This is a genomic window from Peribacillus sp. NPDC006672, assembly GCF_050274955.1.
Classification (GTDB): domain Bacteria; phylum Bacillota; class Bacilli; order Bacillales; family DSM-1321; genus Peribacillus.
Genome location: NZ_JBNNOR010000016.1, coordinates 67,020 through 81,599, shown reverse-complemented (window position 1 = coordinate 81,599; position 14,580 = coordinate 67,020). Strand labels below are relative to the sequence as shown.

Here is a 14,580-nt window from a genome sequence, read left to right as displayed (position 1 = left end):
AAAAGACGGATATGTCAGCACTAAATATCTATCGACAACAAAGCCGGGATCGGGATCCACAGTAGTTACACCTGAAAAAACGACGACGAAATATGTCAATGTCAGCTCGGGTTCCCTCAATATGCGAAAAAGCGGATCGGAAAGTGCCAGCATAGTCGCGACGCTTTCAAAAGGAACGCAAGTAACGGTGTATTCGGAATCAAATGGCTGGGCGAAAATTAAAGCCAATGGAAAAGACGGATATGTCAGCACTAAATATCTATCGACAACAAAGCCAGGAACGGAAACCAAACCAACCACACCTGAAAAAACGACGACGAAATATGTAAACGTAAGCTCGGGTTCCCTCAATATGCGAAAAAGCGGATCGGAAAGTGCCAGTATAGTCGCGACGCTTTCAAAAGGAACGCAAGTAACGGTGTATTCGGAATCAAATGGCTGGGCGAAAATCAAAGCCAATGGAAAAGACGGATATGTCAGCACTAAATATCTATCGACAACGAAGCCAGGAACGGAAACCAAACCAACCACACCTGAAAAAACGACGACGAAATATGTGAATGTCAGCTCGGGTTCCCTCAATATGCGAAAAAGCGGATCGGAAAGTGCCAGTATAGTCGCGACGCTTTCAAAAGGAACGCAAGTAACGGTGTATTCGGAATCAAATGGCTGGGCGAAGATCAAAGCCAATGGGATAGATGGGTATGTAAGTAACAAATATCTATCGACAACGAAGCCAGAAACGGATCCTAAACCAATCATACCTGAAAAGACGACCACGAAATATGTAAACGTAAGCTCTGGTTCTCTGAATATGCGGAATAAACCGTCAGAAAGTGCTTCCATCATTGTGAAATTGGCCAAGGGTGTAGAGGTAGAAGTCATCTCAGAATCAAATGGCTGGTCAAAAATTATAGCGTATGGCGGAGAAGGTTACGTTAGTACGCAATATCTATCAGAAACGAAGCCTGGTTCTGTACCGGAAAGCCCGGATCCGAATCCAGACGAAGAAGAAACCACGTTAGTTAAATATGTAAATGTGAATGATGGTTCCAGTCTGAATATGCGCTCTTCTGCATCAGCTTCCGCTTCGATTATTGCCAAGCTTGTAAACAATACGGCCGTAAATGTATATTCTGAGTCTAATGGCTGGTCAAGAGTCACAGCTAATGGAAAAACGGGATATGTAAGTACGCAATATTTAACAACCAAAGCGCCGGAAGGTCCAGGGAGTTCTAATGGATCGATAATCAGGATCGATAAAGAGTACAATCTTACGATGGACAAGATGGTTGAAATCCAAATGGCCGTGAATGGTCAAACGGATAAAACGTATAAAACATACATACGTGAGGATGGGTTAACGTTAATCAATTCAACAAAAGGTACGGTAAAAGGAACCGGATGGCGTGTAAGGGGCGGAGCTGGATCTAATTATTGGGTAGTCGGTGACGTCAGCAATAATCAATCATTGAATATTAAGTCAAAAGTCAAGGGCACTGACGGATACTATTGGTATGAGGTGGATTATAATAAGACATGGGTAAATGCCAGCCCGGAAGATATAGAATATAATCTCAATCCGGATAATTTTGTGAATGATCCAGTCAAATCGTTCCAGTTCGTTAAGCTCTCCCAAGTCACCAATATGAACGTTTCTGAAGTGAATGATAGAATCCTTTCAGGTAAAGGGATTTTACAAGGCCAAGCTGCAACCTTCACTTTGGCAGGGGAAAAATATGGGGTGAATGAAATTTACCTGATTTCACATGCTTTGCTGGAAACCGGGAATGGCACTTCGCCGTTAGCGACTGGAGTTAAGGTGAACGGGAAAACGGTCTATAATATGTATGGAGTGGGGGCTTTTGACGGGACAGCGTTAAGCAGCGGCGCTCAATACGCATATAATGCAGGCTGGTTCACTCCGGAAGCGGCCATCATAGGCGGTGCCGAATTCATCGCAAAAGGATATATCTCTGCTGGACAGGACACGCTTTACAAAATGAGATGGAATCCTACAGCTGTAGAGAAATATGGATATGCTACACACCAGTATGCAACTGATATTGGCTGGGCAACAAAACAAGTGAAACAGATTTATAATTTGTATAGTTTATTAGATTCCTATAAATTGACGATTGAAGTTCCTAAGTACAAATAAGAAAGAAGCAAAAAACGCATGAGACAGACTCAATGTGTTTTTTGCTTTTAAAACCATCTTTCCGCTCGAAAAAAGCTTCATATCGAGGAAAAAGATAAAATGAAATGAATTATTGATTATTTCATTTTATCCTTTTCTAAAATATCCTTAACGACATCCTCAATCGTTACTACTCCCAATGCCTTTTCCAAGGCAAGTTCAGCAACTGAAAAGATTGGTTCTATCGTATTTTGTATATTTCTTCCAACAGTGCATGCTGGATTAGGATTTTCATGGATTCCAAATAACTCTTTATCGGATACAACGTTAACAGCCTGGTAAACATCGAGTAAAGTAATATCCGATAATTCCTTGGCCAATGTCGCTCCGGCAATACCTGGACGAACGTTGACTAAACCTGCAGCCTTCAGCATGCCGGTAATTTTTCTGATTAAGGCTGGGTTGGTGTTTACACTTTTTGCAATAAAATCAGAAGTGTTAACGCCTTCTTTATTTATTTCTAAAAGAGATAATATATGGATTCCTACGGAAAAGCGGGTACTGATGGACATCTCTTTTTTCTCTCCTTTAAAATCTCTATTCTTATATAGTATAAATTATTTAACATGTAATTCAAGTAGTTACAAGTTATAATTGAGCTGCAAGAATAATATTTATCCATTAACCGTTTCCCTGTCAAGTAACGCCGTTCAGGCAAAGCAAAAATAAAAGGTATGTGTAATTGACAAAAATCATAGTGAAACTTATATTATTACGTGTAAATGAATCAGTTACAGGTGAGAGGCATATAGGAAGGGGGAACTGAAATCGGCCTTAATGGTGCTTATAGGTTCCATTATGGCAGTATAAGGAATTTCTAAACAACTACAACAGATGGAGGTATATGATGTCTAATAAAAAAAAGGGTAATCCAAAACAATCTTCTGCATTCATGTTTTGGGTCATAGGGTTAATCGCTGTAATCATTATTGGCTTTATATTTTTAGCGAATGGGAAAGACAAAGATACAGATACCGCTGTAAATGAAATGGATTATAAATCACAGCCCTATTTGGGAGAAGAATCGGCTCCTGTTCAAATTGTGGAATTTGGTGATTATAAATGTCCAGTCTGTAAGACATTCGAGGAGAAGTTCTTTCCTTCTATACAAAGTGAATTGATTGATACTGGAAAAGCACAATTCTATTTCATGAATTATTCGTTCATTAACGTTGATTCAATTAGATCCGCTAAATTTGCGGAAAGTGTTTATCAAGAATTAGGAAATGATACCTTTTGGAAATTTCATGAGCTGTTGTACGATAAGCAGCCAGATGATCTGAAATATGAAAAGGAAGATGTGTTTACGGACAAATTCCTAGAAGATACATTGAAAGAAATCGCAAATGACAAAGATGTGAAAAAGGTCGTTTCCTCTTTTAAAGCCGGTAATTCTGAGGGCCCATTGAACAAGGATATGAAGATTGCCGACGAATTAGGCGTTTCTGGAACACCTTCCTTATTTGTTAATGGCAAGAAGTTTGAAGGAAATACAATCGATGATTTAGTGAAAATGGTTGATGATGCAGCGAAGGAGAAATAGTTGATGAACAAGCCATTATTATTTTCGTGGATCCTATCGATCATTGCCACTGCTGGAAGTCTCTATTTTAGTGAGGTTCTCCATTATGTACCTTGTAACTTTTGTTGGTATCAAAGGATCTTGATGTATCCGCTCGTTATTCTATTGGGCCGGGCCTTTTATGAGCAGGATCTGAAAATCCATCGATACATCCTCCCATTATCGATTTTGGGCATGTTGGTTTCAGGGTATCACTATGGCCTGCAAAAAATTCCAGCACTAAAGCATTTCGAAATGTGCCAAAGTGGTGTTCCTTGCTCCGGTGAGTATATTAATTGGTTAGGCTTCATCACAATTCCGTTTTTGGCTTTTATTGCTTTTACTCTCATTACTATCTGTATGGGACTGCTAATGCGGAAGAATCGCCATATTTGATAAGCGCACCATTCTTTGTAAATTCTACAGGGAATGGTGCTTTTTTATCGGCGAAAACAGAAATATATCGACGAAAATCGGAATATATCGACGGAAACCGGAATATATCGACGAAAATCGAAATATATCGACGAAAATCAGAATATATCGACGAAAACAGGATATATCGGCGAAAATCAAAATATATAGACGAAAATCGAAACTTATCAATCGCAACTCCTCTGGCATGACTCATAAGACTAGAGTCTGGATAAAATATATTTGACAAATCAGCGACTTGTAACTTATATTATTACCTGTAAGTAATTTGATTACAATTAAAGATTCAAAAACGATATAGGAGGAATTTGAAAATGAAAATAGGTATTATTGGTGCGAGCGGAAAAGCGGGAAGTATGATTTTAAAAGAAGCATTGACTAGGGGACATGAAGTTACCGCTATTGTCAGGGATCAAGCCAAAGTCCAAATTCAAGGAGCATCCGTACAGGAAAAAGACCTATTCGATCTGAAAGCAGCCGATATTAAAGAATTTGATGTGGTAGTAAATGCCTTTGGTGCTGCGCCAGGGAAAGAACAGTTGCATGTCGATGCAGGAAAAATCTTAATTGACGCCATAAAAGGGGCTCCTCAAACTAAACTGATCGTTGTTGGTGGAGCTGGAAGCCTTTTCGTTGACGAGGCGAAAACAATACGTGTACTGGAAACACCTGAATTCCCGAAAGAATACTTTGCAACAGCATATAATCAATCCAAGAACCTTGAGGATTTAAATAATGCCACTGGCATCCAATGGACGTTCATCAGTCCTTCAGCCTTCTTTGATCCGCAAGGAAATAGAACAGGTGAGTATAAACTGGGTAAAGACAACCTTCTTGTAAACTCAAAAGGTGAAAGTTATGTAAGCTATGCCGATTTTGCCCTTGCAGTACTTGATGAAATAGAAAACCCGCAACACATCAATCAACGCTTTACGGTTGTTGCCGAAGCTGAATAATTTGTTTGTAAGGTGATCCATTATAATGGACATCAGCTCCTGTCTTAAGAGTAGGGAAGGAGCTGATGTCTAAGATTACCGAATCAAACGCCATCCCCTGATTATTGCCTCCATTCAAATTCAAAAGATTATCATCCCTAAGGCAAACCTTTTTATGTTGAAAATATTGACTGATATCCATTTATTGCTGATAATATAGCGAAGAAAGTCCTATGAATGGCTTTTTTTATTTCAGTGATAACTGTTAGTCTTAAGTAGAACATCTAGATTTCCCAACAGGGAACCAGAAAGAAAGAAGGACAATGTGAAAATGGATTATAAATGTTCTTACCACTCATGGGTGAATTTCGAAGCCCTTGATGAGGAAATGAAGTCTTTACTTAACAAGATGCAAGATGATGAAAAAAATATTGAAGATGCGTTTTATAAGAACTTGGAATTTGGCACAGGCGGTATGCGCGGGGAAATTGGGGCAGGTACCAATCGAATGAATCTTTATACGGTCCGCAAAGCAACATTGGGATTAGCCCATTATCTGCAATCGATGGGTGATGAAGCAAAACGCAGAGGTGTCGTGATTGCCTACGATTCACGTTTTAAATCACCTGAATTTGCCTTGGAAGCAGCCAAGACCTTGGCTACAGAAGGGATCAAGGCTTATCTATTCGATGAGTTAAGACCAACGCCGGAGTTATCCTTTGCCGTTCGAGAACTGAATGCCTATGCTGGGATCGTTATCACGGCAAGTCATAATCCCCCTGAGTATAATGGCTATAAAGTGTACGGGCCAGATGGTGCCCAGCTTCCTCCGGCTACTGCTGATAAAGTGATTGAATTCGTGAATGCGATTGAAAATGAACTTGCCATTTCGGTAAAAGATGAAGTGACATTGAAAGCACAGGGCCTCATTGAGATTGTCGGAGAGGAAATCGATGCCGCTTATAATGAAAAGTTGCTTACTGTGCCCGAAAACAGAAGTCTAAGCGAAGAAGTTGATGTGACAGTAGTATTCACACCACTTCATGGAACAGCAAATAAGTCGGTTAGACGGGCTTTACAAGATCTGGGATACGAAAAGGTACATGTTGTAAAAGAGCAGGAATTGCCTGATCCCAATTTTTCGACAGTCAAATCACCGAACCCTGAAGAACATGCAGCATTTGAAATGGCCATTGAATTAGGAAATGAGGTATCGGCAGACCTGTTGATCGCAACAGATCCGGATGCAGATCGGCTCGGTATCGCCGTTAAAAATAAAAATGGCGAATATGTGGTGCTTACAGGTAATCAAACTGGTGCACTAATATTGGATTATCTTTTAAAAGAAAAGAAATCGAAACGCACTTTACCTGAAAATGGAGTTGTCTTAAAAACGATAGTGACTTCTGAAATAGGCCGCAGAATCGCAAATGAATATGGCTTAGGGACCGTTGATGTATTAACGGGTTTTAAATTCATCGCTGAAAAAATCAATGAATATGAGATAAGCGGTAAGCACACATTCTTATTCGGATATGAAGAAAGTTATGGTTATCTAATCAAGGATTTTGCCCGTGATAAAGATGCAATCCAAGCTGCCGTTCTTGCGGTGGAAGTGTGTGCCTACTATAAAAAACAGGGCATGGACCTATATGAAGGTTTGCTAAATATATTTGAAAAGTACGGATATTACCTGGAGGGACTCCAGTCATTGACCTTAAAGGGAATCGAAGGCGCTGGGCAGATTCAAGGGATACTAAATCAATTCCGTGAGGATCCTCCAAAGCAAATAGCCGGAAAAGCTGTAACGGTGCAGGAGGATTATCAAAGCGGCATGAAGCTGACGGTGGGCACCGGTAAGGAAGAAGTCATTGATTTACCTAAATCAAATGTAATTAAGTACTTCCTTGAGGATGGCACATGGGTATGCTTACGGCCATCTGGGACAGAACCTAAAATCAAATTCTATTTCGGAATCCAAGGTGAAACGATGGAAGAAGCCGAGCTAAAGTTGAACCAAGTCATGAATGCTTTCATGGGAAAAATAAATGGTATGATCAATAGGACTAAATAAGTCAGTCTTTGGACCTGACAACCGTAAAATCAAGAAAATAAGGCCTTTTCCTAATATTCGTTCAGGGAAAGGCCTTATTTACTTTATCACACGTTCCATTCCAAGCTGGAGACGGTGAATAGTGTCAATTTATGTGTCTATACAGTTGTGGATGGACATTCTTCCAGTCAATAAAGCGAAATATTTACCTAATAAGTTTTAAATTTTGAATAAATTGGTATATAATAAATGGGTATGAAAGTATTGAATATACAAACATTTTAACAAAAAACCAGACTATGTTACTATGAATATAGTTTAAGAAAACTTGTAATTAAATGGATTAATTTTTGAAGTTGATATGGAGGAGTAACAAGAGTATGAAAAAAGTTAAAAAGGCCATTATACCTGCAGCGGGATTGGGAACTAGATTTTTGCCTGCTACGAAGGCAATGCCAAAAGAAATGCTGCCAATAGTGGACAAACCAACTATTCAATATATTATAGAAGAAGCCGTGAAAGCGGGAATCGAAGATATAATCATTGTCACAGGAAAGAATAAACGTGCGATAGAAGACCATTTTGATAATGCATATGAACTAGAGAATAACTTGAGGGAAAAAGGGAAATTCGATTTATTGGAGAAGGTACAATACCCATCGAATTTAGCTAATATCCACTACATTAGGCAAAAAGAACCGAGAGGCCTCGGACATGCTGTTTGGTGTGCCCGTAACTTTATTGGTGATGAGCCATTTGCCGTCCTTTTAGGCGATGACATCGTTCAAAGTGATGAGCCCTCACTACGTCAATTAATCAACGAATATGATGTGACAGGTTCGTCCATCATTGGTGTGCAGCCAGTAAATGAGAATGAAACACACAGATATGGCATCATTGATCCGCTTACTCAAGAAGGCAGAAGATACGAAGTGAACCGATTCGTTGAAAAGCCAAAACAAGGAACGGCACCATCCAATTTAGCGATCATGGGAAGGTACATCCTAACCCCTGAAATATTCGATTTCTTAGCTAAGCAGGAAACAGGAGCTGGCGGTGAAATCCAGTTAACGGATGCCATCCAAAAACTAAATGAAATCCAAAAAGTCTTCGCTTACGATTTTGAAGGAAAACGTTATGATGTAGGCGTTGTTGATGGCTTTGTGAAAACGACAATTGAATTTGCCCTGCAACGTCCAGATTTAAGAGACGACATTATAAGAGAAATGGAAAATCTCCTCAAGGTGCATAAAGCAGGAATCAAATAGGCCATTTTAAATAGGGAAAACTCCTATGTGATATCATCCCCTTTAGGTAGAGAGTGTACTAATGAACAATTTTGGATTGTACACGAATACCTGGAGGGTATTATTATGGCTAAAAGGGCTCAAGTGCGATTCAGGGACGCCCAATTCTTAAGACGCGTGAGGTTTATAAAGTGAAGAAGTCAGTTTTTTAAAAAAGGGGAAATTCTATATGATTTTGGTCGTTGGCGGTGCAGGTTATATTGGAAGTCATCTTGTAAAAGAGTTAGTAAATACAGAAGAGGTTGTTATTCTAGATAATCTCTCTACCGGTTTTCGTTCGCTGGTCGATTCGAAGGCCATCTTGGTGGAAGGGAATTTAGGGGACGAAGCGGTCTTGAATGATATATTCCTTAAGTATCCCATTAAAGCTGTTATGCACTTTGCTGCAAATAGCTTGGTTGGGGAGTCTGTCCAAGATCCTTATAAATACTATGAAAATAATGTAGGTGCAACTCTTACATTGTTGAATACCATGCTCAAGCATGATGTTAAGAATTTCATTTTTTCATCAACGGCAGCTACTTACGGGATACCGAATGTTGATATGATTGATGAGGATCAGCCAACCAATCCGATTAATCCATATGGCCGCTCGAAATTGATGGTAGAGCAGATCTTAGGAGATTTCGCAAAAGCATATGGACTTCATTATGTCGTCTTGCGTTACTTTAATGCGGCCGGAGCACATGCATCGGCAGAAATCGGTGAAAGCCATGATCCGGAAACACACTTGATTCCGATTATTTTACAGCATTTATTAGGTCAACGTGAGAAGATTTCCGTGTTTGGTACGGACTATGACACAGAAGATGGCACGTGCATCCGTGATTATATCCATGTAACGGATTTAGCTCAAGCCCATATAATCGCGCTTCAAGCCCTATTGTCCGGGAAGAAGGATACGGCCATCTACAATCTTGGGAATGGAAAAGGATTTTCGGTTAAGGATGTAATCGACACTTGTGAAAAGGTCACTGGAGTGAAGCCGACCATCGAGTATGCAGACCGTCGCCCTGGAGATCCAGCCCGTCTTGTTGCTTCAGCCAATAAGATATATGAAGAACTTGGATGGAAAGCATCAATAGATTTGGAAGAGATTATTGAAAGTGCGTGGAAATGGCATAAATCTCAAATGAATTAAAGGCCCGAATAGTTTAACAATTAAAGGTCGTTTCAGGCTGGAGACAAACTCGAAGAAAAGCGAGTTTGTCTCCAGTTTTTTTATTCGAAAAAAACTGGAGACTGGCTTTCAGCAAAGCACCAGCTCTCTTTGGAACAGAAACTATAACGTATTCTTTCTCTTCATGGAATTTTAAATAAAATTAGATTAATTTGAGTTATTGTATAATAGTCAGAAAATAAAATCAATGGTTATTACCAGCAAGGAAAACGGTTATTTCTTTTAATATAGGATAACTGGACAAAAAGGGTTTTTATAAAGGACATAGAATTACTATTCAATAGAAACATCATTCATTTAATAGGAGATGTTATATTTGAAAATGGTAAGGGTTTTCCATTACGATGCGTTCAGCAATAAACCGAATAGAGGAAATCCGGCAGGTGTGGTTTTAGATGCGGATGGGCTGACGGAAAAGGAAATGCAGGATATAGCGATGAAGGTGGGGTTCAATGAAACTGCGTTTCCCACTAAATCCGATATTGCCGATTTTAGAATCCGTTACTTTACACCAGGACACGAAATGAATCTTTGCGGACACGCCACAATGGCTACCATTCATGCACTGAAGTCCCGGGGATTATTGGATAAAGATGTGCTAACGATTGAAACGGGAGCGGGAATATTGCCAATCAAGATCCATTCGACGGTGGATCAAAATCTATACATAACGATGAAGCAGGCCACTCCGAAGTTTGAAGAGTTTAGCGGAGATAAGGGTGATTTAGCTGGTTCCCTTGGACTTGATATAGAAGATCTAGAAGCGGAATTACCTATTATTTATGGAAGTACAGGTTTATGGACTTTACTGATTCCGATTAAAGAACGCAATGCATTCAAAAAGATGAAGGCGAACAATAACCTGTTTCCGCAAATATTAAAGGAAATGCCAAGAGCTTCTGTACATCCTTTTTGCTTGGAAACGTACGATAAGGATGCCCATATGCATGCCAGGCATTTTTCTTCGCCATTTTCAGGTACACTTGAGGACCCGGTTACAGGAACCGCTTCAGGTGTAATGGGAGCTTATTATGCAAAATACATAAAGAATGACCGTGAAAATCAGTTGCACCTGTTAATAGAACAGGGAAATGAAATCGGAAAGGATGGCAGAGTTCGCGTTACGGCCACCAAAAACCATGACACCTATGATATTGAAATCACAGGGAATGCTGTCTATGTTAATGAATTTGAAGTGGAAGTCTAAAGGTGAATGAAGGGGTACGAAGTAAAAGGAGGATGGGCGGTTGAGTGATAAGCATATTTTAAAGAACCGTTCATTCCTTTTCATTTGGATGGGAAATATCATCTCTGAATTAGGTGCTGCCTTTGGGACCTTTTGCAATTCAATCCTTATCTTTCAGCTTACAGGCTCCACCATGGCTTTGGGAAGCATGTGGATACTATATTTTGTACCATCCTTGATACTGCAATTATTTATCGGACCGTTTATTGACCGATGGAGCAGGAAGCGGATCATGGTATTTTCGCAGTTGAGCAGGGGACTGGTTTTTCTTATCCCGTTATTGTCATCATTAACAGGGAATCTTGAAGCATGGCACATTTTCGCCGTCCAGATCTTCATAGGATTAATAACCCCCTTGTATTCCCCCGCCAATCAATCGATAATACCTACAATCATTCCTTCATCCCAGTTAAGCGCTGCAAATGCGTATTTGGATGGGACAATTCGGCTGATGACTTTTTTGGCACCCTTTGCCGGAGGAGTGGTCGTGGAATCCATAGGCGTGAAGGCCACAATGCCTCTTGTTTGTGCATTGTTTATTATAAGTGGTTTCATACTCCTATTAATCCAAGAATCAAGAGTGGCATTGCCTATACGAAAATCATGGCTAGAGCAATTCACCGAAGGAGTATCTTATTTTTTCAAACAGCCCCTTATTGTATGGCTGGGAGTTTTTTTGGCGTTTGTTCAATTTGGAGTGGGCGTATCGATGGTCATTAACCTTCCCTATATTACAAGGGAGCTATCTGGCAGTTATGCTGAATACGGGTATTTCATGTCCAGTTTTCCGTTAGGCTATGTTTTGGGCGCCTTGCTTGTAAGAAGACTGAGCCATAGGAGCCGAAGGGCTTTGATGCTAGGGGCTCTAATCATTGGCGGACTCACATATATCCTACTAGGAATGAATGTAAGTATCCATTTTGCCTTTGTTACGGAGAGTGTTGCGGGCGTGGCCATGGCCATTTTCAGTGTTCATAATATAACCATTTTCCAACAATATGTACCGAATTCCATGATGGGGAAAATATCATCGGTCCGATTATTCATCATTAGAGGTGCGATGCTTTTAGGGGTAATGACAGGAACGATCCTGAGTGACATTTGGCCGATCCGGCTTTTATACATATTGATAGGTTCAATAATATGCACCGTATCGATTTTAGGATTGTTACATCCATACTTTAAATTCATGGATTACCCAAATGATGAGGAACGTACTGCCTGTGAAAGGTAAATTGAACACGTAAAAACCCTGTGCTAAGACGTTTATTGTCTTTGCACAGGGTTTTTTAATCAATCATTCCCCCATGCTCATTCCTTTTAAAACGACCGCAGTCAGAAACACGGTCACGCAAATGATTGAGGTAGATACGACAATCGCAATTGGTAAAGTCATTGGAAATCCCTCCTTTAGATGATGGTCACGCCGCTAAGATCAACCTTCGCTCCATATAAAAAGTTATAAGTAAGTTTATCCATTGAAGCTCCAGTAAAATCGATTTTCTTTAAATCGGACATCCGGAATTGAACATTGATGAGTGTGGCATCACGAAATGATGCCTTTTTCAATGAAGAACCTTCGAAAATGGTTTGGTTGAATGTTTCCCCATCAAATATAAGACCAGATAGATTACAGCTTTTAAAATGGGTTTTATTATAAATGCTGTTCTTGAAAGTTACGCCTTTTAAATTTGCACTTTTAAATAAGGTGCTCGTTAAATTGGCGTTTTCAAAGATGCAATTATTTAAGTTAGTGCTTTTAAATGTGCTGTTCGTCAGGTCGGAATGGCTGAAATCAGAACGGCTTAAATCGCAGGAATTAAATTTTCCATCATGCACGGAAACCGAGCGGAAGTCGGAATCCAATAAGCGTTGCCTAGAATAGTCCATGCTTATCGCCTGCTCAAGCACATTGTATTGCAGATTGAGTGATTCTATGAGCTCTGATACTTCCCCAATCGAATCCACAGTCAGCTTATACGCTTCCTGCTCACTGGTACCATTCCTTCTATGGTCATTGTATTTTTCCAGTAAGTTTTGCAGCAGTTCTTCTTCCAATTCCTTTGCTGTTTTTGCACTTTTGTACGGGGCGAAAATGCCATGAACATGTGCATGCAGTTTTTCAATCACATTTTATCTTCCTTTCTTACAAGAGGCGCTCAAGTATTCGCTTGGCCTGCTCCCAGTCACTTTTATTTTGGATATATGTGTCTTCCCCGATGGGGGTTATTTTGTAATATTTCCTTCTCCCGCCCTGTGAGGCATCTCCCCAATAAGAGATGATGCATCCGTCCTTTTCCAGACGTTTTAAGCTGGAATACATGGTCGCTTCCTTAATTTCATATTGCTCATCCGAATCCATATAAATCAGTTTGCTGATTTCATAACCATATTTATCGCCACTTTGCAGGAGTTTTAGAATCATTGTATCTACATGTCCGCGAAGCAGGTCAGAGGATAGTTGTCGTTGAACCAAATCCTCACCTCCTATGGTATATCTTATAGTGTATTACTATGACAGTCAAGGTAATTTATTAAAATGGGCGCAGGTGTAAGGTCTGTATTTAAAAAGGTCTAGCTTTTAGAGTTGGAGGGTTGTACTTTATGAAAAGAAATACAGGAAAACCTAATGTCGGACATGCTGCTTTTAAAGCGGCAGGAGCAATCTTATGCTGATTTAAGGAAGAAAACCAATAGTGGGAACGGTTTTGAGAGATATGGGATACATGACCGTTATCGTGGAAGGAAACATCGCATGCTGAATGAACTTTACTGATTTGCCGGTAATTATATCCGCTTGGAAGGGATTTCATATGCTTTATAGAAGAAGTATGTAAGAGGTCAGGGAGGTGTGGATGTTGAATAATTCGTGGAATAAAATAATTTATAAGGTTTGGTCTCCTATATATGACAAAACCTTCAGTGCCCTCTTTTTAAAAGCCAGGAAAAGTTTATTTGAAGAGATATCATTTCATGACAATGCAAAGGTTCTGTTTGTGGGAGTAGGAACGGGTGCTGATTTAGAGTCGATCAAGCACCTTGACCTTGAGATAACAGCGATAGATCTTTCGGCTGATATGCTAAAAAAGGCGATGGTTAAATATGGGGATAGATCGATCACTTTCCTTGAGATGGATGCACAGCATATGGAATTCGATAATGAATCATTTGACTATATAGTTGGAAGTTTGGTCCTTTCCGTCGTACCTGATGCAAATGAATGTCTTCAGGAAATGATCAGGGTTTTAAAAGGCGAGGGGAAAATAATCATATTCGATAAGTTTATCTCTAAAGATGAACGGCTTTCATTACCCAAAAAGCTTCTGAGGCCCATCATTAGATTTTTAGGTACAGATATTGGCTTGAGGTTTGAAGACTTGTTAAGTAGACATGAAAAGAATATGAAAATGGAAGAAGATCGATCAATCATGCTGAATGGAATGTATAGAAAGATAATTATCAGTAAACGGATATGACGTGTAAAGACCCAATCATTCATAAAAATGGAAGGGGTCAACATGAAAACACTTATTTTTAATAATAATGAACTTACAGTACTCATATAGATTTGATAATTTGAATGATTACCAATCATCGTTCAATACTCATCAATCATGCCTTTTGTTTGTTTTGCCTTAGGTTGGCTTATATTAAATAGATTTA

At 39.6% G+C, this 14,580-nt stretch carries 13 protein-coding genes; 10 read left to right on the top strand and 3 right to left on the bottom strand.

The window, feature by feature from the left end; translation table 11 throughout:
* The coding region (locus ACQKKK_RS21455) for an SH3 domain-containing protein (protein ID WP_427618926.1) at positions 1–2,161 on the top strand (2,161 nt) is incomplete at its 5' end.
* 116 nt (positions 2,162–2,277) lie between these two features.
* Here the strand turns inward: ACQKKK_RS21455 and ACQKKK_RS21450 are convergent.
* The gene (locus tag ACQKKK_RS21450; RefSeq protein ID WP_427618924.1) at positions 2,278–2,712 is read right to left on the bottom strand and encodes an Rrf2 family transcriptional regulator; all 435 of its coding nucleotides are present in this window, start codon (positions 2,710–2,712) and stop codon (positions 2,278–2,280) included.
* A gap of 332 nt (positions 2,713–3,044) precedes the next feature.
* Here ACQKKK_RS21450 and ACQKKK_RS21445 point away from each other — a divergent pair, with 332 nt between their 5' ends.
* The 8 genes from ACQKKK_RS21445 to ACQKKK_RS21410 all read left to right on the top strand — a co-directional run bounded on the left by ACQKKK_RS21445 (position 3,045) and on the right by ACQKKK_RS21410 (position 12,151).
* On the top strand, positions 3,045–3,743 hold the full coding sequence (locus ACQKKK_RS21445; RefSeq protein ID WP_427618922.1) for a DsbA family protein: 699 nt from the start codon (positions 3,045–3,047) through the stop codon (positions 3,741–3,743).
* Positions 3,744–3,746: 3 nt separating this feature from the next.
* Positions 3,747–4,157 carry a disulfide oxidoreductase gene (locus tag ACQKKK_RS21440; RefSeq protein ID WP_427618921.1) on the top strand — a complete coding sequence of 137 codons (411 nt, stop codon included), beginning with the start codon at positions 3,747–3,749 and terminating at the stop codon, positions 4,155–4,157.
* A 353-nt stretch (positions 4,158–4,510) separates the two neighbouring features.
* Entirely contained in the window at positions 4,511–5,152 is a 642-nt protein-coding gene (locus ACQKKK_RS21435) for an NAD(P)-dependent oxidoreductase (protein WP_427618919.1), read from the top strand.
* A 310-nt stretch (positions 5,153–5,462) separates the two neighbouring features.
* Positions 5,463–7,205, top strand: coding sequence for a phospho-sugar mutase (locus tag ACQKKK_RS21430; RefSeq protein ID WP_427618917.1), 1,743 nt, complete (start codon positions 5,463–5,465; stop codon positions 7,203–7,205).
* Between the two features lie 359 nt (positions 7,206–7,564).
* Positions 7,565–8,452, top strand: a complete 888-nt coding sequence (gene galU / locus ACQKKK_RS21425) for a UTP--glucose-1-phosphate uridylyltransferase GalU (RefSeq protein ID WP_427618915.1) — start codon at positions 7,565–7,567, stop codon at positions 8,450–8,452.
* A gap of 208 nt (positions 8,453–8,660) precedes the next feature.
* Complete coding sequence (galE, locus tag ACQKKK_RS21420) at positions 8,661–9,632, top strand: UDP-glucose 4-epimerase GalE (protein ID WP_427618913.1); 972 nt, start codon at positions 8,661–8,663, stop codon at positions 9,630–9,632.
* Positions 9,633–9,987: 355 nt separating this feature from the next.
* Positions 9,988–10,878, top strand: coding sequence for a PhzF family phenazine biosynthesis protein (locus ACQKKK_RS21415; protein WP_427618911.1), 891 nt, complete (start codon positions 9,988–9,990; stop codon positions 10,876–10,878).
* A 40-nt stretch (positions 10,879–10,918) separates the two neighbouring features.
* Positions 10,919–12,151, top strand: coding sequence for an MFS transporter (locus ACQKKK_RS21410; protein WP_427618909.1), 1,233 nt, complete (start codon positions 10,919–10,921; stop codon positions 12,149–12,151).
* Positions 12,152–12,327: 176 nt separating this feature from the next.
* Here ACQKKK_RS21410 and ACQKKK_RS21405 read toward each other — a convergent pair whose 3' ends face one another.
* Positions 12,328–13,047: a pentapeptide repeat-containing protein gene (locus tag ACQKKK_RS21405; protein WP_427618907.1), complete on the bottom strand. Its 720-nt coding sequence runs from the start codon at positions 13,045–13,047 to the stop codon at positions 12,328–12,330.
* A gap of 16 nt (positions 13,048–13,063) precedes the next feature.
* On the bottom strand, positions 13,064–13,342 hold the full coding sequence (locus ACQKKK_RS21400) for a PadR family transcriptional regulator (RefSeq protein WP_427618948.1): 279 nt from the start codon (positions 13,340–13,342) through the stop codon (positions 13,064–13,066).
* A gap of 433 nt (positions 13,343–13,775) precedes the next feature.
* Here ACQKKK_RS21400 and ACQKKK_RS21395 point away from each other — a divergent pair, with 433 nt between their 5' ends.
* A complete protein-coding gene (locus ACQKKK_RS21395) occupies positions 13,776–14,393 on the top strand; it encodes a class I SAM-dependent methyltransferase (RefSeq protein ID WP_427618946.1) in 618 nt (205 codons plus the stop codon).
* Positions 14,394–14,580: the final 187 nt, after the last annotated feature.

What these genes read in the sequence shown, in the direction of transcription:
- galE (WP_427618913.1), top strand. Translation starts at nt 8,661, where the DNA reads ATGATTTTGGTCGTTGGCGGTGCAGGTTATATTGGAAGTCATCTTGTA.
- galU (WP_427618915.1), top strand. Translation starts at nt 7,565, where the DNA reads ATGAAAAAAGTTAAAAAGGCCATTATACCTGCAGCGGGATTGGGAACT.
- ACQKKK_RS21445 (WP_427618922.1), top strand. Translation starts at nt 3,045, where the DNA reads ATGATGTCTAATAAAAAAAAGGGTAATCCAAAACAATCTTCTGCATTC.
- ACQKKK_RS21430 (WP_427618917.1), top strand. Translation starts at nt 5,463, where the DNA reads ATGGATTATAAATGTTCTTACCACTCATGGGTGAATTTCGAAGCCCTT.
- ACQKKK_RS21400 (WP_427618948.1), bottom strand. Translation starts at nt 13,342, where the DNA reads ATGATTCTAAAACTCCTGCAAAGTGGCGATAAATATGGTTATGAAATC.
- ACQKKK_RS21440 (WP_427618921.1), top strand. Translation starts at nt 3,747, where the DNA reads ATGAACAAGCCATTATTATTTTCGTGGATCCTATCGATCATTGCCACT.
- ACQKKK_RS21435 (WP_427618919.1), top strand. Translation starts at nt 4,511, where the DNA reads ATGAAAATAGGTATTATTGGTGCGAGCGGAAAAGCGGGAAGTATGATT.
- ACQKKK_RS21450 (WP_427618924.1), bottom strand. Translation starts at nt 2,712, where the DNA reads ATGTCCATCAGTACCCGCTTTTCCGTAGGAATCCATATATTATCTCTT.